We start from the raw sequence: 17,582 nt of genomic DNA, 5'->3' as shown, positions 1-17,582 counted from the left end.
CGCATACTCCGAACGGGCGCGCGAGGGAAGCCATTCACAGCCGATCCTCAGCCGAGTGCGCGTGGGGTCTCAGCGTCGCTCGGCGACCAGGCGCAACGCCACATCTGCGCGGTCGGTGACGATCCCATCGACCCCCAGATCGAGCAGTCGCGTCATGTGCGGTGCGTCGTTCACGGTCCAGACGTGCACCTCTACTCCGCAGGCGTGCGCGGCCTCGATGAGCCGCGGCGTGACCACGCGCACCCGACCCTGGCGCTCCGGCACCTGCAGCGCGTCTACGCCGGCGAGCGCCCGGCGCACGAGCGGCATCGAGCGCACCGCCAGTGCCGACAGCGTGCGGCCGATCGTGGCCGTGCCGGCCGAGGTGGCGGGACGGATGCCGCGACCGAAGCGCTCGGCGGCATCGAGTGCCGTTCGCCGGCGCGCATCGGAGAAGCTCGCCAGCAGCACCCGCTCGGCGTGCCGGGCCACGATGCGTCCCACGGGCACAGCGGCCGCCTGAGCCTTGACGTCGAGGTTGAAGCGCAGGTCGGGGAAGGCCTCGAGCGCCTGGCGGAGCGTGATGAGGCCGCCTCGTGCGCCCATGAGCCGTTCGAGTTCGACCAGGGGGACCTCGGCCACCGGGCGCGGATCGCCGGTCACCCGGGAGAGGTCGGCGTCGTGGAAGAGGACCACCTCGCCGTCGGAGGTGAGATGGCAGTCGGATTCGACGTAGGCCGCGCCGGCGGCGTGGGCGGCCGCGACGGCGGCGAAGCTGTTCTCGGCGATTCCGTCGGCATCGGCGGGCAGCAGCCCGCGGTGGGCGAGTACGCGCGGCCGCGGCCGCGCGAACCACGGGTGACTCACGGTGCGGTGGGGTTGCCGGGGCGGCGCGCCGCGGCATCCGTCGCCTTCGCCGCGAAGGCACCGCTCACGCCTTTGAGTGCCTCGGTGAACTCGCTCGGGATGATCCAGAGCTTGTTGGAGGCGCTGTCGGCGATCTTCGGCAGGGTCTGCAGGTACTGGTACGCCAGCAGCTTCTCGTCGGCGTCTCCCCGGTGGATGGCCTGGAAGACCGTCTCGATCGCCTCGGCCTCACCCTGGGCGCGGAGCACCGCGGCCTGCTTGTCACCCTCGGCGCGCAGGATCTCACCCTGGCGGCGTCCCTCGGCCTCGAGGATCTGGGCTTGCTTGGAGCCCTCGGCGGTGAGGATGGTCGCGCGGCGTTCCCGCTCGGCGCGCATCTGCTTCTCCATCGAGTCCTGGATCGACACCGGCGGGTCGATGGCTTTCAACTCCACGCGCGAGACGCGCAGCCCCCACTTGCCGGTGGCCTCATCGAGCACGATGCGCAGCTGGCTGTTGATGTTGTCGCGGCTGGTGAGGGCCTCTTCGAGATTGAGCCCGCCGACCACGTTGCGCAGCGTCGTGGTGGTGAGCTGTTCGACGGCCCCGAGGTAGTTCGCGATCTCGTACGTCGCCGCACGGGCGTCGGTCACCTGGAAGTAGACGACGGTGTCGATCGAGACGACGAGGTTGTCCTCGGTGATCACCGGCTGCGGCGGGAACGACACCACCTGCTCGCGCATGTCCACGAGCGGACGCAGCCGGTCCACGAACGGCACGAGCAGGTTCAGGCCCGGGCTCAGGGTGCGCTGGTAACGGCCGAGACGCTCCACGACCCCGGCGTATGCCTGCGGGATGATGCGGATGGAGCGGAAGATCACCACGACCACGAAGATCGCGAGCACCACGAGCAGGACGATCACGAAGATCTGTCCGACGAACGCTCCGACATCAACCATCGTCCGAGGTCCTTTCCGGTAGAGGTGAGGCGGTCACTTCGACCGCGGAGCCGAGCACGGTGACGACCCGAACCCGGGCGCCGATGTCGACGGCAGGTGCGTCGGGGCTCAGCCGCGCCGTCCACGTCTCGCCGTTGTCGAGTCGCACAGCCCCCAGATCGTCGACGAAGGGCGCCACGACGCGCGCACCCATGCCGTAGAGGGCATCGACGTTGGTGAGCGCGCGTTGCTTGCCGCGATGCAGCAGGCGCAGGAGCAGGGGTCGGATCGTGAACAGCAGCAGCGCCGAGACGGCGGCGGCCGCGGCCACCTGCAGCCACCAGGGGCCGCCGAGCAGGTTCACCCCGAGACCGCCGATGAGCGTGCCGGCCCCGAGCATGAGGAACGTGAACTCGAGGGTCACGAGCTCGATGATGATGAACAGCAGGGCGAGCACGATCCACGCGATCCACAGGTACTGCGTGAGATCTGGCAGCATCCCCGCCCCTCCATCGGTCTGTTGACGGAACACTAACACCGGTCGGCCGACGCACGGTTGATAGGCTCGGAGCGCCCGGGCGATGCCCGCTTCGGGCCCCGAACAGGAGCTCCGCCCCCATGTCACAGATCCTGCCCGCCGGTTCACTCACCGGAAAGACGGCCCTCGTCACCGGTTCGTCGCGCGGCATCGGCGCCGACACCGTGCGCTATTTCGCCGAAGCCGGCGCGAACGTCGTCATCAACTTCCGCAACAAGGCCCCGCGTGCCGAGAAGCTCGCCGCCCAGCTGCGCGAGCTCGGCGTGGAGGTGCTCGTCGTCGGCGCCGATCTCACCGATGCCGACGCCGTCGCCGCGATGTTCGCCGAGGTGAAGAGCGCGTTCGGCGGGCTCGACATCCTCGTGCTCAATGCATCCGGAGGCATGGAGTCGGGCATGGCAGAGGACTACGCGCTGAAGCTCAACCGCGACGCGCAGGTGGGCGTGCTCGAGGCGGCGCTGCCGCTGCTGCACGACGGCTCGCGCGTCGTTTTCGTCACCAGCCACCAGGCGCACTTCATCCGCACCACACCCACGATGGCCGAGTACGAGGTCGTCGCGCTGTCCAAGCGCGCCGGCGAGGATGCCTTGCGCGAGCGCGTCGGCGACCTCGACGAGCGCGGCATCGGCTTCGTCGTCGTCTCCGGCGACATGATCGAGGGCACGATCACGGCGACCCTGCTGGAGCGGGCCAACCCCGGCGCGATCGCCTCGCGTCGTGAGTCGGCCGGCAAGCTCTACAACGTGTCGGAGTTCGCCGCCGAGGTCGCCCGCGCGGCGGTCGAGGACGTGCCCGCTGACAACACCCGTCTGATCGGCGACACCAGCGCCTTCGCGGGGGAGTGACCCCTACCGCACGCATGACGAAGGGCCCCGGATATCCGGGGCCCTTCGTCGTTTGCAGGTGTGGGCTACTTGCCGAAGCTGAACGCGCGGATGATCTGCACGATGCCGAGGACGATCGCCGAGATGCCCAGCAGCCACCAGAGCGTCACCGCTCCCCACAGCGGCGCGAACAGCAGCACGATGCCGGCGACGATCGAGAGGATGGCGAAGAAGATCGTCCAGCCCTTGGAGGCCGCCAGTTCGAGGGTCGTGAGTGAGACGATGCCCTCGATGATCCACATGATGCCGACCAGCACGCCGACGAAGACGCCGAACCAGGCGGTCGCGGCGGGCAGATTGATGAACGCCACGATGCCCGCGATGATGAACAGCACGCCGAGCACGATGTGGCCGATGCGTGCCCAGCCGCCCTTCTGTGCACTGAAGATGCCGAGTCCCGCGTAGACGAGGCCCGCGGCGATCGCGTACACCGCGACGATCGCGACGGCGACCATGGCGGTGCGATCCGGCCAGACGAGGATGAGGATGCCCAGGAGCAGAGCGAGCACACCGCTGATGCCGAGGGTCGTGCGGATGCCGTTGATAACCGGCCTGTCGATGGATTCGGTGGTCATGGTCTGTCCTTTCTGAGAATCCCCTGTGAGGACGGCGCCATCATAGCCCCCGCGGATGACGAGTGGGGGAGTCGACACGGCGGCGTGGGCTATCCCAGAAGGAGAATGACGATCAGCAGAACGGGCACGCAGCCGACGGTGGTGAGGAAGATCGTGTCGCGGGAAATCGTTTCCCCGACGTCGTAGTGCTGCGAGTAGGTGAAGATGTTCTGCGCCGTGGGGAGCGCGGCGAGCACCGTTACGATGAGGATCTCGGCGGGGGAGAGGTGAAACACAAGCGCCGCTGTGGCCCACGCGATCACCGGCATCACGAGCAGCTTGAGGCCCGTGGCGAGGATGATGTCGCGTCGTCGGCCCGCCGTGCCGAGCACGCGCTGACCGTGCAGCGACATTCCGTAGCTGATGAGCAGAACCGGCACGCAGGCGTTCGCCACCGACTGCGCCGGATCGAGGAGCAACGACGGCAGATCCCAGCCGCTGAGCGACACCGCGACGCCGAGCACGGAGCCGATCACGATCGGATTGGTCGCCGTGCGGCGCAGGATGCGGCGTGCGGAGCGCTGGCCGCTGGTCGCGGCATCGAGGATCGCCATCGAGATCGGCGTGAAAATGAGCAGCTGCAGCAGGATCACCGGCGCCGGGAAGGCGGCACTGCCGAGCAGGTACAGCGACAGCGGGATGCCCATGTTGTTGGAGTTGACCTGTCCGGCCGACAGTGCCGCGATGGTCGTCTCGCCGGCCGAGCGATGCCACACGAACCGCGAGAACACCGCCTGGAGCGCGATCACCGCGACTGCGGCGATCGCCGAGACCGGCAGCAGTGCCGAGAAGAGCGTCTGCACGTCGGCCTGCGCCAGCACCACGAACAGCAGGAACGGCGACAGGACGAAGAACGTGAGCCGGTTGAGCACGTGACGCCCGTGCGGGCCGAGCAGGTCGATGCGGCCGATGATGTAGCCGATCAGGATCGCGACGCCGACGACGACGAATCCGGTGGCGACATCCAGCACGCTATGAGCCTAGGGGTGGCCGCCGCGCTCGGACGCCGCGACCGTGCTAGCTTTTCGGCGAATGGACGGCGAAAAAGCTGGTGTGGCTGAGGCGACGGCAGGCAGGTCGGGCTGGTGGGGAAAGCTCGTGGCGCTCATTCTGGGTGTCCCGCCGATCGCCGTGCGGGCCGCCGAGCGGGAAGGCGTGGACGACGCCGACGAGCCCGGGCCGTTCGCCCGTCGGGATCCTCGCGCCGAGGGCTGATCCCGCCCCGCTGAGGCGCGGCTGTGATCAGGCGGTCAGCGGCGAATGCGGAACTCGAGCGTGACGTACGGGAGATGCTCCCGAGGAATGACTGCACTCAGGATTCCGCCACTCGGCAGTCTGGCGCCGAGCGCGTAGACGAAGGGATCGGTGTCGATCTGCGCACCCGTCACCGACACTCCTTCGATGAAGACGTCGATGTCGCGACGAACAACGCGTTCGTTGGTGAGCGCTGGGGAGCTCCAGTCGGCGTGAGCGAGCCCGAGCTCCTCGCGGAACGGGCGAAGGCAGGTGAATCAGTGAACGCCGATAATGCACATTATGTCAATCCGTATCGGGTGTACTCGCAGTTTTTGCAGATACACCCTCCCTGATAACTCGCTCGGAGGGCGCCGATTCAACCTTGACCAGGTGATTTCACAAGCATCGCGCACGCCACCGTCCGCGGTCCTCCGAGGATTCACCCCAGTTAGATGTCCATCTGATCTGCGGTTCTTGGACACGGACTTGCAGAATTTGCATCTCTTATGCAAGATTTGCATCCGATGAGGTGTGTCCCGCGAAACGGGTTGGGTCGCGACCACAAACGGTTCGTGGTTACAAATGTATGACTTCCGCGCTGAGACCGGCTGGCAGGCGATGTTCCTTCCCAATGGTCGCGGGACGATCGAGTGGCACCTTGGATGGTCCGTGGAGGTTCCGAAGGGATACTTCCGGTGACGTCCCCTGGAGTGGTGTAGTTCTCGGCGGTGGCGCCGGCGTCGTAGACGTTGGTGAGCCACCGTGCGATGGTCAGTGAGAACCGATCAAAGCTACTCACAGAAGGACACAACGCACGATGGCTCTAGACCAGTCTGCCCTCCTCGAGCTCCTCGGGGAACTGAAACTCACTGACGTCACCGACCGGATCCGGGTCGCGACCGAGACGCTCTATCAGGAGCTGATCGACGCGGAAGCGGCCGCGTTCATCGGTGCTGCTCCGTTTGAGCGCACCCCGGATCGGGTGACGCAGCGCAACGGGACCCGGCTGCGCACCCTCACCACCACGGCCGGGGAGCTGGAGTTGCGGATCCCGAAACTGCGGCAGGGTTCGTTTTTCCCGTCGCTGCTGGAACGCCGCCGGAGGGTCGATCAAGCACTGTTCGCGGTCGTAATGGAGGCATACGTCCACGGCGTGAGCACGCGCAAGGTCGACGATCTCGTGAAAGCGCTCGGCGCCGACACGGGGATCTCCAAGAGCGAGGTGTCGCGGATCTGCGCGAACCTGGACGAGGACGTCGCCGCGTTCCGGGACCGACCGCTCGCCGATACCACCTACCCGTACGTGTTCCTCGACGCGACGTACTGCAAAGCCCGCGTTGGCCGGCGGGTGGTCTCCCAGGCTGTGGTCGTCGCGGTCGGCGTCGCCGCGGACGGGCGGCGCGAGGTGCTCGGCTTCGAGGTTGGAGACACCGAGTCGCAACCGTTTTGGACGACGTTCCTGCGCTCTCTGAAGGCCCGCGGGCTGGACGGGGTGAAGCTGGTGATCTCCGACGCTCACACCGGGCTGATCGCCGCAGTCGAGACCGTGTTCCAAGGCTCCAGCTGGCAGCGGTGTCGGGTTCACTTCATGCGCAACGTGCTCGCGAACGTGCCGAAGACGGCCGGGCCGATGGTCGCGTCGATCATCCGCACCATCTTCACCCAACCGGACCCGGAACACGTCTACGCCCAGTTCGATGAGGTCGTGCGGATGCTCACCCGGTCACACCCGAAGATCGCGGAGATGCTCGAGACCGCCCGCACCGACCTGCTCGCCTTCGCGGAGTTCCCCTACCCGCACTGGCGTCAGATCTGGTCCACGAACCCCCTCGAGCGGGTCAACAAGGAGATCAAGCGCCGCACCGACGTGGTCGGCACCTTCCCCAACCCCGCCGCGCTGTTGCGCCTGGCCGGGCACGTCCTGATCGAGCAACACGACGAGTGGGACGGCGCCGACCGCCGCTACTTCAGCGAGCACTCCATGAAGCTCCTGAACACCGAAACCGAGGAGGTAGCGATCCCCGAACTGACCGCGGCATAATCCCAATCAGCTGATCTCGCACGTGTTGAGAAACTCCACCACTCAGCGGGACGTCACCATACTTCCTGGCGACGTTCCCCGCCGGCGTGCACGGACTTGAGGTCCCGCTCGGTGTGATCGGTGAGCGAGCGATGGCTCATGCTCAGGGTTTCAGCCTCGCCTGCGAACCGACTCGGCCTCTGACAATCTCCCGCGGAGACGTTGTCGCGAGGATCGTCCTCCTCCACGGCGATTCCCTACAAGCGAAAGCCGTCTATTGAGCGTCCGTGAACCAGTGAAGACGTTGGGAGAGACTGTTTGGGCCCCCGGTGTGAGGTCCCTACTCGTCGTCGCGGCGCTGGCGAGAATCGCAGCAGCCGCCGTGCCACTCGCTCTCCTCATCGCGCTGGCCGACCAATACGGGTTCCTGTTGGCCGCAATTATCGACGGCGTCTACACCATCCTTCTGGCGGTGGCCGCTCCCCTGAGAGGCAGAATCGTCGACACAGTGGGCGCACGCCGCGCCCTCGTACCGATGACAGTCCTGTCGACTCTCGGACTATTCGCTATCGTCGCCTCAATCCAGTTCGCTGCACCATGGCCCCTCACGCTCTCGCTGGTTGTCGTCTCGAGCCTTTCTGCACCACCGATCAACGCTGCAATCCGTGTGGAATGGACGCGGATCGTTGAAGGCGATCCGGAGAAACTCAAAGCTGTTCACTCCGCAGATTCGATCATCGAAGAGGCGTCCTTCATCGCCGGTCCGCTCCTCGCCGGCCTCGCGCTCACTGTGTTGGGCGGAATCTGGGCGTACACCGCGGCAGCGATGCTAACCGCGCTCGTAGGGGCTCTCTATCTAGTGCACTTCTTCCGTCGTATCGACGGCAGCAAGGTGAACGACCTCGAAGGATACGATTTCGATGTTCGCGGATCCCGGATCCTCGGCGCATTGGCGTCCCGAAAGCTGCTCGCGATCCTCGCACCGCTGATTGGTATGGGCTTCGTCTTCGGTGGAATCGATGTCTACGCGCCGGCGTACGCGACAGCCCTCGGCGAGGTAGGGCTCGCAGGTATCGTTCTCGCGATGATCAGCGTCGGCGGAGTCATCGGCGGGATGCTCTATGCCACCGTGAACTGGTCTGCAACCCTGTGGACCAAGTACGCCCTCCTGACTCTCGCGTTCCTGGCGCCGGTGACATTCGTGGCCTTCGCCGACAACCTCATCGTTCTGTGCGCCCTGCTCGCACTGGGCGGGCTCGCGGTGACTCCGCTTTACATCAATGCGTACCTCTTGGTCGATCGTGATGTCGAACATCAGTATCGCCACGAAGCGAACCTCTGGCTTGGAGCGAGCACGGATCTCGCGAACGGCGCCATGGCCATCGCGATCGGCGGAGCGGTCGCGAACCAGGATTGGCAAACCTCCCGTCTCGTGATCAGCGCTTCCGTCGTAGCATGCGGGGTTCTTCTGATCACGATGTTCACCGTGGCGTACCTTCGTCGACGTCGGCAATCAGCATGACCATAGAGTCGCTCGTCGATGCACGCGCGCTAGCCGTGCACGCGTCCGGGATCGGAGCGCGCCTTGCAACGGTCGATGCCGCTGTTCGTCACCTGGGGGTCATCCAGCTCGACTCGATAACAGTGGCCGGTCGCGCTCACGCAATGACACTCTCCACTCGGCTGACTGAACATTCTGGGTCTGAGGTCGATCGCGATCTCTGGAACTCTGAGAGACCCATGGTTTTCGAAGCCCCGATCCACGCCGCGTCTCTCGCGGCGATCGACACCTGGCCGAACTGGGGCTTCCGGCGCGATGCCATACGCGACCAACACCTCGACTGGGCGCCCTCTGACTCTATGCGGCGCGACATACTGCATCGGTTGGATACCGAAGGACCGCTCACTATGAAAGCACTTCGGGGGGCACAAGCCCCCGGGAGCGGCTGGTCCTGGGGGCCAGTGAAGGAAGCGCTGGAGCACATGGTGTGGACCGGCGACGTGGTCTGTGTCCGACGAACAAACTGGAATCGCGTCTTCGATCTCCCGGAGCGCGCCATCCCAGCTGATCTGCTGCGTGCAGAGCTTTCCCCGGGCGACGGGCTCAAACGCGTCGTCCGAGACGCCTTGACATGTCTGGGGATCGGAACGACGCAGGATGTTGCAGACTACCTACGACTCCGCGAGGCCCAGGTCGAACAGGTCTTGCTGGACCTCGAGTTCGAGCGAGTTCAACTGCCTAGCGTTGAGGGCTCGCTGTGGGTCTCTCCCCTGGCCGGCGCAGAACCGACGATCGCGGCGTCGCCAGTGTTGGTCAATCCATTCGACAATCTGGTGTGGCATCGTCCTCGGCTCAAGTGGCTGTTCAACATTGATTATCGGTTCGAGGCCTACAAGCCTCCCGCCAATCGAACATACGGCTATTACACGCTCTTGCTGCTCGCGAACAATGCGATCCGCGGCCGTGCCGACGTGAAAACCAACAAGGGCGTGCTGCAGGTCAACGATGTGTGGTTTGAGCGTCAGCCAGCCGAGGCTGAAATGACGGTCGCGGTCGGCGATCTCGCGCGCCGACTTTCGACCACTGAGACGATCGTCTCCGAGCGTCTCGGTCAGATCCACCCGAGGTTAGCTCAGCAGATCGTGAGCTCAGCATGATCGATCGCTACGTATACGTGCCCTCCTCCATCCTCACGGGGCTTTCCTTTCCGCTAGATCCGAGCAACAGCATCATCGCCTCGCGGGAGGACGAAGCGCTCGCGATCGCCGCGGGTATCCATATTGGTGGCGGACAGCCCCTGGTGATGATGCAGAACTCCGGCTTCGCGAACTCGCTCAACACGCTCGGATCGTTACTCATGGCATACAGCCTGCGAGTCCCCATCGTGGTGACGCTCCGCGGCGGCGTCTCCGATGAGAACCCCGCCCAGATGCCCTTCGGGCGGGCCACTAAACAGATCTGCGCGTCTCTGGGAGTTCCCACGCGACACTGCGATGACCCCACGAAGATAGTCGGCCTCGCGCACTCCGTCACGGATGACCGAACGTGGGCCACCGGGCCGCTTGTCGTCCTTTACGGAGCTCGCGATGCTTGACCCGCGCACACTCCTCCCCGCTCTTCGTAACCTCAATCCCGAGGCGCTTTTCGTAACGCATCTCGGGAACACGTCCACGACGATGTTCAACCAGGCCGATGCGCCGAACAACTTCTATATGCTCGGGTCAATGGGTGGGGTCATTCCGTTCGCTCTCGGACTCAGTCTTGCAAACTCGCAGACAGTCATCGCGATCGAAGGAGACGGAGGAATACTCATGGCCCTGGGGACTCTATCAACGGCAGCGAGTCATTCGCCTAAGAATCTGAAGCTAATCATCCTCGACAATGGCTCCTATGCAACGACTGGTGGCCAAAGGTCCGCGACAGCGTCGGTAACTGACATCGTCAAGGTGTCCAAGGGTTGCGGCATCTCCGTCTCGCGACGATTCGACACTTCGTCGCCACACACGATCTCCAACTGGCTTTCAGAACCAGGCCTGCGACTGGCGGTCATATCGACGGCAATCCAAGATGACGCACCCGCGGCGATTCCGCTGACACCCGCACAGATCGTCACGCGCTTCCAGAAAGACCTCAGCAAAAGTAGCGGGGGGCACCCGTGATCCATCATCTCGAGTTGTGGGTCAACGACGTCGAAACGGACATCCCTGAGTGGGACTGGCTCCTCAGCGCGATCGGATGGGAGCCGAGCGAGCCTTGGTCGGGGGGCCGCGCTTGGAATGCGAAGTCTGTCTACATTGTCCTCACAGAGGCACCCGCACTTACTTCCGGTAGCCTCAACCGACGTAACGCCGGAATGAATCACGTCGCGCTCAACGTACCAACTGATCAACTGCTGCTCGAGATCTTCGAGAATTGCGAGGACCATGGCTGGGTTCCCCTCTATGAAGGCCGGTACCCGGCTCGAGGTGTCGAAGGCCAACTAACCGTGTACCTCGAAAGCACCTCTGGCTGGAAAGCCGAACTAGTGGGGCCACCGACTAGTGGCGATTGAGATGCCGGGCGGTGCGAGCACTTCGGACGGGTAGTCAGCCGGCCCTCTCGATTCCGCGGGGGAGCCACGTCAACCTAGGTGCACGCCGCTGCGGCAACTGCAGGCACGTCTACTGAAGACACCCACCTCTGAATACACCCGCCCCTAGATAACCCCGCTATCCAGTCAGGTGTTCGCCACCACGTTGAGGGTGATGCCGTCTTCGCAGCCGGGTCAGCTCACTGCTCCCCCGGATCTGCCTACGACGTCCGGACGAACCATGGCGACGAGCCACGCCGTTCGAGACTGAGACGCGCACTCGTGCTCAGAACGGTGGTGGGGCTTCGGCGGCGGCCAGGGCGGTGAATTCGAGGACGCGTCTGGGGATGTCGGTGTAGGTCCGGCCGGTGGGGCTGGTCCATTCGAGGATGCCGCGGGGTTTCTGGATGACCGTCCAGGCGCTGGCGTGTTTGAGGGTGTGGTGGCGGACGCAGAGGTTGGCGAGGTTGCAGACGGCGGTCGCCCCGCCCCTGGCGTGGTCGATGGTGTGGTCGTGGTCGCAGTAGTGGACGGGTCGGCGGCAGCCGGGGAATCGGCAGTGTTCGTCGCGGGTGTCGAGGTGTCGGCGTTGTGCCCGGTTGGGTCGGTAGGTGTCGACGTGTTGGACGGCGCCGGTGGTAGGTGAGGTGAAGACGCGTTCCCAGAGGTCGGCGGTGCCGGCGAGTCGGCGGGCGGTGTCGGGGTCGATGGGTCCGTATCCGAGGAGTTCGGCCGGTGCGGTGCCTTCGCCGGTGAGGGTCGCGGCGGGGATGACGATCTGCACCCGCGCGGTGATCGCCCGCGCACCGGGGGTGCTGGCGGAGGAGATCGGGGAGCTGGCATGCCCGGTGAGCAGCAGGTCGGTGAGGACATCCGCGCGCATCTGGTCGGCGGTACGGGTATCGGTGCCCGCGGCGTCGGTGCCCGCTGGGTCAGCGCCCGCCGACGCCGTCGGCGGAGGGTCGGACGCTGCAGGCTCCGCGGCTCGCCCGGCGTGCCGGGCAGCCGCGACCTCGCGGGCGTGTTGGGTGAGGCGGTCGTGGATCGCGTATGCCAGCGCGGCTGGCAGCGCCGCGGCGAGTTCCGCCATCCCGTCGTCCAAATCCCGCACCCATACCCGCCGCCCGGCGGCGGCCTCGGCGTGCCGCTCCTCGAGGGGCACGGGGTGCAGTTTCTGCGCGATCATCGCGATGATCGGTTTCGCCCGTCCGGGGGTCTCCCGCTCGCAGACCACCAGCGCGGCTTGTTCGAACCGGGCTCGGGCGTCGGGGTCGGTGATGCGGGCGCCGGCATCCTGAATCAGCCGCACGTGCGCGGCGTCGATGATCCCGGCCCGCAGCGCGGCGACGGTCGCGGTGAACCCGGTCACCAGGACGGTCGCGTCATGCAGCCGATCCTGGATCACCCGATCCGAGCGGCGCAGCACGGCGGCGACCTCGGCGGCCATCTCCTGCAACGGGATCTCCCGCTCCCGGCCCGCCCCAGACGGCACCCGCGCCGTGTGCTCCGCCGCGATCGCATCCGCACGCGCCAGCAACCCCAACTCCTCGGCCTGCAGCGCCGCGATCCCCGCCCGGGTGCGCTCCAACTCCCCCAGCACCGCACCACGCGAGCGCGTATCGCGCCTCGTGGTGGCTGCCGGCGGCTTGTTCATACCCCCTATTCTGACGAGGGCCACCGACATTCACCGCAGGCAAACCCCAGGCCAAAAGAAGGATTGTGGATAACTCACGCCGGCATCCACCTGTGGAGGAAGCAACGTCGACCGCCAGCGAGATCAACGTCAACGGCCGCGGCCCCTCCCTCTTCCCTAGCTCACGGCATATGTTGGCCGCACCAGCCTGATATCGCCCGAATCGACAGGACAGGACAGGACATGAGTGGAAACCCAGATCGCGCCGATCGCGGGTCCGCCCCACGCGCCGGCGGGCGCGCGGGTGTGAGCGTCCCGCGCGCGATCGCCCGCTGGGTGCTGGGTGCCTTTCTCCTGTTCACAGGCATCGGGCATCTCACGTTCGCGCGCGCGTCCTTCGTCGCGCAGGTCCCCGCGTGGCTCCCCCTGCCGGTCGACTTCGTGGTGCTCGCGTCAGGGGTCGTCGAGATCGCGCTGGGGCTCGCGCTGCTGGTCTGGGCGCGGCAGCGCGTGCTGGTCGGGTGGGTCACCGCGGCGTTCTTCGTGGCGATCTTCCCCGGAAACGTCGAACAGTTCGTCAGCGGCACGGATGCCTTCGGGCTGGACACCGATCTCTCCCGCGGCATCCGCCTGCTCTTTCAGCCTCTGCTCGTGATCTGGGCGCTCTGGTGCACCGGTGCGTGGCGCGCGTGGCGTTCCCGGCGTCAGCGGCGCACCGACTCCCCCGTCGATCGTCCGGCCGGCGACGCGCCCGCCCGGTGAGCCCCGCGCCGGGTCCTAGGCGGGCCCGAGTCCGCGTCGAGCCGCCTGCAACGCGGCCTCGTACGCTTCCGCCTGCTCGCGATCGGGTTCTTCCGGGCGGAGGGCATAGCCCGGGCCGCCCGGTCGGGTGTTGAAACCTCCCGCCAGCCCCAACGCCTCGACCGCGTCCACGGTCGAGGCGACCGCTCCCCTGGTCTGCGCGTCGGCGGCCAGCGCCCTCGTCGACTTGCGATAGCTGAGGACGGCGACGACCAGCGCGCCCACGCCGGTCAGGGCGCCCACCAGAGAGCCGATGCTCGAGATCCAGTCCGTCACCGAAGGCATGGCGCCACCCTAGCGACCGGGCTGGCGCTGCGGTCAGTCCCGCCCTGCGGGGAATCATATGCATTTGAATGCGCTTATCATTGGTGTGACTCATTCGACTTCGTCGCCCTCCCCCGGGAAACGCTGGATCCTCGGCGGCGCCATCCTCGCCGCCATACTCATCATCGTCGGCGGCACCGCATGGTTCCTGGCCGACCGTGCCGACGCTGAGGGGTCAGCCGGCTCCGGTGACCCCGCGGCGGGCTCGGGAGTGCTGCCGTCCGATACGCAGTTGGGTGTCGTCGAACTCACGGTGCAAGACCTCGACACGATGACGGCGTACTACCGCGACGTGATCGGGCTCGACGTGATGCAGGAGTCGGAGGGCTCGGTCTGGCTCGGTCTCGACGCACCCCTCATTCGCCTGGATGCCACGGCGAGCAGCGCCGACGATCCTCGCGCCGCGGGGCTGTATCACTCAGCGATTCTCTACGCAGACGCCCCCTCGCTCGCGCAGACCCTGATGCGGGTCGCCCAGGTCGCGCCGCAGTCTTTCCAAGGCAGCGCCGATCACTCGGTGAGCCTCGCGTTCTACGTCGGGGACCCCGAAGGAAACGGCGTGGAGCTCTACATGGACCGTCCGGCCGATGAGTGGGTGTGGGAAGACGGTCAGGTGACCATGGGCAGCGCGCCGCTGGATCCGAACGCCTTCATGCAGGAGCATCTCGACGGCGACGCATCCGGCGCGGCGACGATGGGACATGTGCACCTGCGCGTCGGTGACCTGCAAGAGGCACGCGCCTTCTACGCCGACGTGCTCGGGTTCGACGTGACGGCCGAGTCCGAGGGTGCGCTGTTCTACTCCGCGGGCGGGTACCACCACCACCTCGCGACGAACACCTGGCAGAGTGCCGGAGCGGGTGCACGCGACGACTCCGCCGCGGGGCTGCGCAGCCTCACGGTCGCCGTGCCCGCGGCATCCGACCTCGATGCCGTCGCTGCCCGCCTGGCGGATGCCGGCGTCGCCCATGACGTGCACGACGACACCGTCGTCGCGGCCGACCCGTGGGGCAACACCGTGCGGTTCGTCGCCTTCTGACGCGACCTCGTCGCCGCCGATGTGGGTGGTGGTCTGGCTGGTGTCGGAGCCCACGGGCACACTGACAGCACCACCACCCACGTCAGGAGGCGACCATGACGACGTCGCACGACATCAAGGCCCTCACGCCCGAGACCTTCCCGGCTTGGCTGGCGCTCGCGCAGAAACACAACGGCGTGTGGGGCGGATGCTACTGCTCGTACTTCCACGGCGACACGGAACAGACGATCAAGCGGGAGTACGATGGGCCGACGTTCAAGCAACGCCTCGTGACCGAGGGCGTCGCGCATGCCGCGCTGGTCTTCGACGGTGACGCGGCCATCGCGTGGTGCGAGTACGGCAGCCCGCACGAGCTCCCCGGCATCTACCACCGCAAAGAGTTCGACGCCGGCGAGGCGCACCAGGCGCCGTTGCGCATCACCTGCTTCTTCGTCGACCGCGACCACCGGCGCTCCGGAGTCGCCCGCGAGGCGCTGGACGGCGCACTCGCGTTGATCGCGCAGGCCGGTGGCGGCGAGGTGGTCTCGTTCCCGAACGAGCTCGTGCCCGACAAGAAGACGTCGTCCTCTTTTCTGCACAACGGTACGCGGGCCATGTTCGAGAAGGCGGGCTTCACCTTCGAGCGCGATATCGGCAAGCGCAAGACCGTGATGCGCATCACCGTGCCGCCCGCTGTCGCGTGACGCCGCGCCGCGCTCAGGCGGTTGCGGCCTGCAGGGCGATGCGGATCATGTCGCCGAACGTCTGCTCGCGCTCCTGAGCGGTCGTCTCCTCGCCCGTGACGAGGTTGTCAGACACGGTGCAGATGCTCAGCGCGCGGCGTCCGTAGTAGGCCGCCAGCGTGTACAGGCCACTCGTCTCCATCTCGACGCCGAGCACACCGTGCCGCACGAACGGCTCGTTGAGCTCGGGCCGCGTGCTGTAGAACTGGTCACTCGACAGCAGCAGTCCGACATGAACGGCGGATGCCACCGGCTCCCGTTCACTCGCCTCGACCGCCGCGCGCAGCAGTGAGAAGTCGGCGACCGGTGCGTAGTCGAGCCCGTGGAAGCGGATGCGGTTGATGCCGGAGTCGGTGCACGCACCGTTGGCGATGATGATGTCGCGCATCGCGAGGTTCTCGGTGAGTGCTCCGCACGAGCCGACCCGCACGACGGTCTGCACGTCGTACGCCTCGAACATCTCGTTGGCGTAGATCGCCATCGAGGGCTGACCCATGCCCGACCCCTGTACCGAGACGCGCGTGCCCTGCCAGGTGCCCGTGTAACCGAGCATCCCGCGCGTCTGGCTGTACAGCTCGGCGCCCTCGAGGAAGGTTTCGGCGATCCACTTCGCGCGCAACGGGTCGCCGGGGAACAGCACGATGGGGGCGATCTGCCCGGGGGCGGCGGCAATGTGGGTACTCATTCATCCAGCGTAAGTCAGGCCCCCTGAGCGTGCGGTCCGCGCCTGGGGTCGGTGGTCTGCGAGGATGACCGGCACACCGAGCGAGGAGAGACGATGCCCCCGAAGATCGTGGTGCTGGGAGCGACCGGCTACACCGGCGACTTGATCGTCGAGGCGCTTGCGAGCCGGGGCGTCTCAGCCGTGCTCGCCGGACGCAACCCGCAGAAGCTCGCGGCGGCTTCGGCGCGCCATGCGGGCATGCCCACGCAGGTGGTCGACGCGACCGACGCTGCCGCCGTCGCCGGCATCCTCTCCCCCGGCGACGTGCTGATCAGTACCGTGGGGCCGTTCGAGAAGGTGGGCTGGGCCGGTGCCGAGGCCGCCGTGCGCGCGCGTGCGCACTATCTCGACACGACCGGCGAGGTGGGCTTCGTGCAGGGGTTGCAGAACCGTCACGATGCCGCCGCCCGTGCTGCCGGCATCGTCATGCTGCCCGCTTTCGGCTACGACTACGTGCCAGGGATGCTCGCCGGTGCCCTCGCCCTGGAACGCGCCGGGTCGGATGCCACGACCCTGCGCATCGGCTATTTCGCCGCCGGATCACTGCGCGGCGGTCTCAGCAAGGGCACGCGGGCCACCCTCGCCGCCGGCATCCTGCAGCCGAGCCCCGTCTGGCGCGACGGTCGACTGCAGCAGGACCGGACTGCCGGGAGCACGCACACGTTCAACCTGCGCGGCTCGCGGAGTACCGGCATCCTCGTCTCAGGGACCGAGGTGCTCTTCCTGCCGGCGCTGTACCCGACGGTGCGCACCGTCGAGGACTACAACGGCTGGTTCCCCCGCACCGCGCGGCTGATGCCGGCGGTCACCCGGGTCGCCCGTGGCATCGGCAGGGTTCCGGTGGGGCGCCGGCTGATCGAGCGGATCGCCGGCTCCGGTGGCGGCTCCTCCCCCGGACCCGACGCCGCGACGCGCGCCCGCACCCGCACCCGCGTCGTGGCGACCGCGAGTGACGCGACCGGCGCGATGGTGGCCGAGGCGCACCTCTCCGGCCCCAGCCCGTACACGCTCACCGCCGAACTCGTGGCGAGGGCGGCGGAGCGACTGCGGGCATCCGCTCCCGCTGCCGTCGGCGTGCAGGGCCCGGTCCAGGGGTTCGGGCTCGCCGGGCTGCAGGAATTGAGCGCCGAGGTGGGGATGTCCGTCGACGTCGTCGTGCCGTGAGGGCGGCGCGCCGTCGGCTCAGGACGACGCGGCGCAGCGGCCCCCGTGGC

Annotated in this window: 20 protein-coding genes; 11 read left to right on the top strand and 9 right to left on the bottom strand. The window is 66.9% G+C overall.

Going from position 1 to position 17,582, the window contains the following annotated elements:
* Positions 1–69: 69 nt before the first annotated feature.
* Genes H9651_RS09720 through H9651_RS09710 form a run of 3 tightly spaced genes read right to left on the bottom strand, consistent with a single transcriptional unit; the run spans position 70 to position 2,262 of the window.
* On the bottom strand, positions 70–846 hold the full coding sequence (locus H9651_RS09720) for a glycerophosphodiester phosphodiesterase family protein (RefSeq protein WP_191719110.1): 777 nt from the start codon (positions 844–846) through the stop codon (positions 70–72).
* The gene (locus H9651_RS09715; protein WP_191719109.1) at positions 843–1,784 is read right to left on the bottom strand and encodes an SPFH domain-containing protein; all 942 of its coding nucleotides are present in this window, start codon (positions 1,782–1,784) and stop codon (positions 843–845) included. Before H9651_RS09715 ends, H9651_RS09720 begins: the two co-directional genes overlap by 4 nt.
* The gene (locus H9651_RS09710) at positions 1,777–2,262 is read right to left on the bottom strand and encodes an NfeD family protein (protein WP_191719108.1); all 486 of its coding nucleotides are present in this window, start codon (positions 2,260–2,262) and stop codon (positions 1,777–1,779) included. Before H9651_RS09710 ends, H9651_RS09715 begins: the two co-directional genes overlap by 8 nt.
* Before the next feature lie 119 nt (positions 2,263–2,381).
* Here H9651_RS09710 and H9651_RS09705 point away from each other — a divergent pair, with 119 nt between their 5' ends.
* Positions 2,382–3,146 (top strand): SDR family oxidoreductase, encoded by a 765-nt coding sequence (locus H9651_RS09705; protein WP_191719107.1) that lies wholly within the window; start codon positions 2,382–2,384, stop codon positions 3,144–3,146.
* 65 nt (positions 3,147–3,211) lie between these two features.
* Here H9651_RS09705 and H9651_RS09700 read toward each other — a convergent pair whose 3' ends face one another.
* Entirely contained in the window at positions 3,212–3,760 is a 549-nt protein-coding gene (locus H9651_RS09700) for an HdeD family acid-resistance protein (protein ID WP_191719106.1), read from the bottom strand.
* A gap of 89 nt (positions 3,761–3,849) precedes the next feature.
* Positions 3,850–4,770, bottom strand: a complete 921-nt coding sequence (locus H9651_RS09695) for an AEC family transporter (RefSeq protein ID WP_191719105.1) — start codon at positions 4,768–4,770, stop codon at positions 3,850–3,852.
* 82 nt (positions 4,771–4,852) lie between these two features.
* On the opposite strand from H9651_RS09695, the gene H9651_RS09690 reads away from it, so the two are divergent.
* On the top strand, positions 4,853–5,014 hold the full coding sequence (locus tag H9651_RS09690) for a hypothetical protein (protein ID WP_191719104.1): 162 nt from the start codon (positions 4,853–4,855) through the stop codon (positions 5,012–5,014).
* Positions 5,015–5,049: 35 nt separating this feature from the next.
* Here the strand turns inward: H9651_RS09690 and H9651_RS09685 are convergent, their stop codons facing one another.
* A complete protein-coding gene (locus tag H9651_RS09685) occupies positions 5,050–5,187 on the bottom strand; it encodes a hypothetical protein (RefSeq protein WP_191719103.1) in 138 nt (45 codons plus the stop codon).
* 665 nt (positions 5,188–5,852) lie between these two features.
* On the opposite strand from H9651_RS09685, the gene H9651_RS09680 reads away from it, so the two are divergent.
* The 5 genes from H9651_RS09680 to H9651_RS09660 all read left to right on the top strand — a co-directional run bounded on the left by H9651_RS09680 (position 5,853) and on the right by H9651_RS09660 (position 10,715).
* Complete coding sequence (locus H9651_RS09680; RefSeq protein ID WP_191719102.1) at positions 5,853–7,076, top strand: IS256 family transposase; 1,224 nt, start codon at positions 5,853–5,855, stop codon at positions 7,074–7,076.
* A gap of 274 nt (positions 7,077–7,350) precedes the next feature.
* Positions 7,351–8,577 carry an MFS transporter gene (locus H9651_RS09675; protein ID WP_318244834.1) on the top strand — a complete coding sequence of 409 codons (1,227 nt, stop codon included), beginning with the start codon at positions 7,351–7,353 and terminating at the stop codon, positions 8,575–8,577.
* Entirely contained in the window at positions 8,511–9,713 is a 1,203-nt protein-coding gene (locus H9651_RS09670) for a DNA glycosylase AlkZ-like family protein (RefSeq protein ID WP_318244833.1), read from the top strand. The genes H9651_RS09675 and H9651_RS09670 overlap by 67 nt, the downstream gene beginning before the upstream one ends.
* The gene (locus H9651_RS09665) at positions 9,710–10,150 is read left to right on the top strand and encodes a hypothetical protein (RefSeq protein ID WP_191719099.1); all 441 of its coding nucleotides are present in this window, start codon (positions 9,710–9,712) and stop codon (positions 10,148–10,150) included. The genes H9651_RS09670 and H9651_RS09665 overlap by 4 nt, the downstream gene beginning before the upstream one ends.
* Complete coding sequence (locus H9651_RS09660) at positions 10,143–10,715, top strand: thiamine pyrophosphate-dependent enzyme (protein ID WP_191719098.1); 573 nt, start codon at positions 10,143–10,145, stop codon at positions 10,713–10,715. Before H9651_RS09665 ends, H9651_RS09660 begins: the two co-directional genes overlap by 8 nt.
* A 696-nt stretch (positions 10,716–11,411) precedes the next feature.
* On the opposite strand, the gene H9651_RS09655 is transcribed toward H9651_RS09660, so the two are convergent.
* Positions 11,412–12,779: an HNH endonuclease signature motif containing protein gene (locus H9651_RS09655; protein WP_191719097.1), complete on the bottom strand. Its 1,368-nt coding sequence runs from the start codon at positions 12,777–12,779 to the stop codon at positions 11,412–11,414.
* 285 nt (positions 12,780–13,064) lie between these two features.
* On the opposite strand from H9651_RS09655, the gene H9651_RS09650 reads away from it, so the two are divergent.
* On the top strand, positions 13,065–13,520 hold the full coding sequence (locus H9651_RS09650) for a DoxX family protein (protein WP_191719096.1): 456 nt from the start codon (positions 13,065–13,067) through the stop codon (positions 13,518–13,520).
* 15 nt (positions 13,521–13,535) lie between these two features.
* On the opposite strand, the gene H9651_RS09645 is transcribed toward H9651_RS09650, so the two are convergent.
* Positions 13,536–13,844 carry a hypothetical protein gene (locus H9651_RS09645; RefSeq protein ID WP_191719095.1) on the bottom strand — a complete coding sequence of 103 codons (309 nt, stop codon included), beginning with the start codon at positions 13,842–13,844 and terminating at the stop codon, positions 13,536–13,538.
* 85 nt (positions 13,845–13,929) lie between these two features.
* Here H9651_RS09645 and H9651_RS09640 point away from each other — a divergent pair, with 85 nt between their 5' ends.
* Together H9651_RS09640 and H9651_RS09635 are read left to right on the top strand one after the other, a co-directional pair.
* Positions 13,930–14,922 carry a VOC family protein gene (locus H9651_RS09640; protein WP_318244832.1) on the top strand — a complete coding sequence of 331 codons (993 nt, stop codon included), beginning with the start codon at positions 13,930–13,932 and terminating at the stop codon, positions 14,920–14,922.
* A gap of 95 nt (positions 14,923–15,017) precedes the next feature.
* Positions 15,018–15,605, top strand: a complete 588-nt coding sequence (locus H9651_RS09635; RefSeq protein WP_191719094.1) for a GNAT family N-acetyltransferase — start codon at positions 15,018–15,020, stop codon at positions 15,603–15,605.
* Between the two features lie 13 nt (positions 15,606–15,618).
* On the opposite strand, the gene deoD is transcribed toward H9651_RS09635, so the two are convergent.
* Positions 15,619–16,329 carry a purine-nucleoside phosphorylase gene (gene deoD / locus H9651_RS09630; protein ID WP_191719093.1) on the bottom strand — a complete coding sequence of 237 codons (711 nt, stop codon included), beginning with the start codon at positions 16,327–16,329 and terminating at the stop codon, positions 15,619–15,621.
* Positions 16,330–16,422: 93 nt separating this feature from the next.
* Here deoD and H9651_RS09625 point away from each other — a divergent pair, with 93 nt between their 5' ends.
* Positions 16,423–17,532, top strand: a complete 1,110-nt coding sequence (locus tag H9651_RS09625) for a saccharopine dehydrogenase family protein (protein ID WP_191719092.1) — start codon at positions 16,423–16,425, stop codon at positions 17,530–17,532.
* Positions 17,533–17,582: the final 50 nt, after the last annotated feature.

The sequence above is a fragment of the Microbacterium pullorum genome (genome assembly GCF_014836535.1).
Lineage (GTDB): Bacteria > Actinomycetota > Actinomycetes > Actinomycetales > Microbacteriaceae > Microbacterium > Microbacterium pullorum.
This window is presented reverse-complemented; position numbering and strand designations above follow the sequence as displayed.

Bases quoted from the DNA above. Each gene is read 5' to 3' on its own strand.
- H9651_RS09715 (WP_191719109.1), bottom strand. From the start codon at position 1,784: ATGGTTGATGTCGGAGCGTTCGTCGGACAGATCTTCGTGATCGTCCTG.
- H9651_RS09710 (WP_191719108.1), bottom strand. From the start codon at position 2,262: ATGCTGCCAGATCTCACGCAGTACCTGTGGATCGCGTGGATCGTGCTC.
- H9651_RS09705 (WP_191719107.1), top strand. From the start codon at position 2,382: ATGTCACAGATCCTGCCCGCCGGTTCACTCACCGGAAAGACGGCCCTC.
- H9651_RS09700 (WP_191719106.1), bottom strand. From the start codon at position 3,760: ATGACCACCGAATCCATCGACAGGCCGGTTATCAACGGCATCCGCACG.
- H9651_RS09680 (WP_191719102.1), top strand. From the start codon at position 5,853: ATGGCTCTAGACCAGTCTGCCCTCCTCGAGCTCCTCGGGGAACTGAAA.
- H9651_RS09670 (WP_318244833.1), top strand. From the start codon at position 8,511: ATGCGGGGTTCTTCTGATCACGATGTTCACCGTGGCGTACCTTCGTCG.
- H9651_RS09665 (WP_191719099.1), top strand. From the start codon at position 9,710: ATGATCGATCGCTACGTATACGTGCCCTCCTCCATCCTCACGGGGCTT.
- H9651_RS09660 (WP_191719098.1), top strand. From the start codon at position 10,143: ATGCTTGACCCGCGCACACTCCTCCCCGCTCTTCGTAACCTCAATCCC.
- H9651_RS09655 (WP_191719097.1), bottom strand. From the start codon at position 12,779: ATGAACAAGCCGCCGGCAGCCACCACGAGGCGCGATACGCGCTCGCGT.
- H9651_RS09645 (WP_191719095.1), bottom strand. From the start codon at position 13,844: ATGCCTTCGGTGACGGACTGGATCTCGAGCATCGGCTCTCTGGTGGGC.
- H9651_RS09635 (WP_191719094.1), top strand. From the start codon at position 15,018: ATGACGACGTCGCACGACATCAAGGCCCTCACGCCCGAGACCTTCCCG.
- deoD (WP_191719093.1), bottom strand. From the start codon at position 16,329: ATGAGTACCCACATTGCCGCCGCCCCCGGGCAGATCGCCCCCATCGTG.
- H9651_RS09625 (WP_191719092.1), top strand. From the start codon at position 16,423: ATGCCCCCGAAGATCGTGGTGCTGGGAGCGACCGGCTACACCGGCGAC.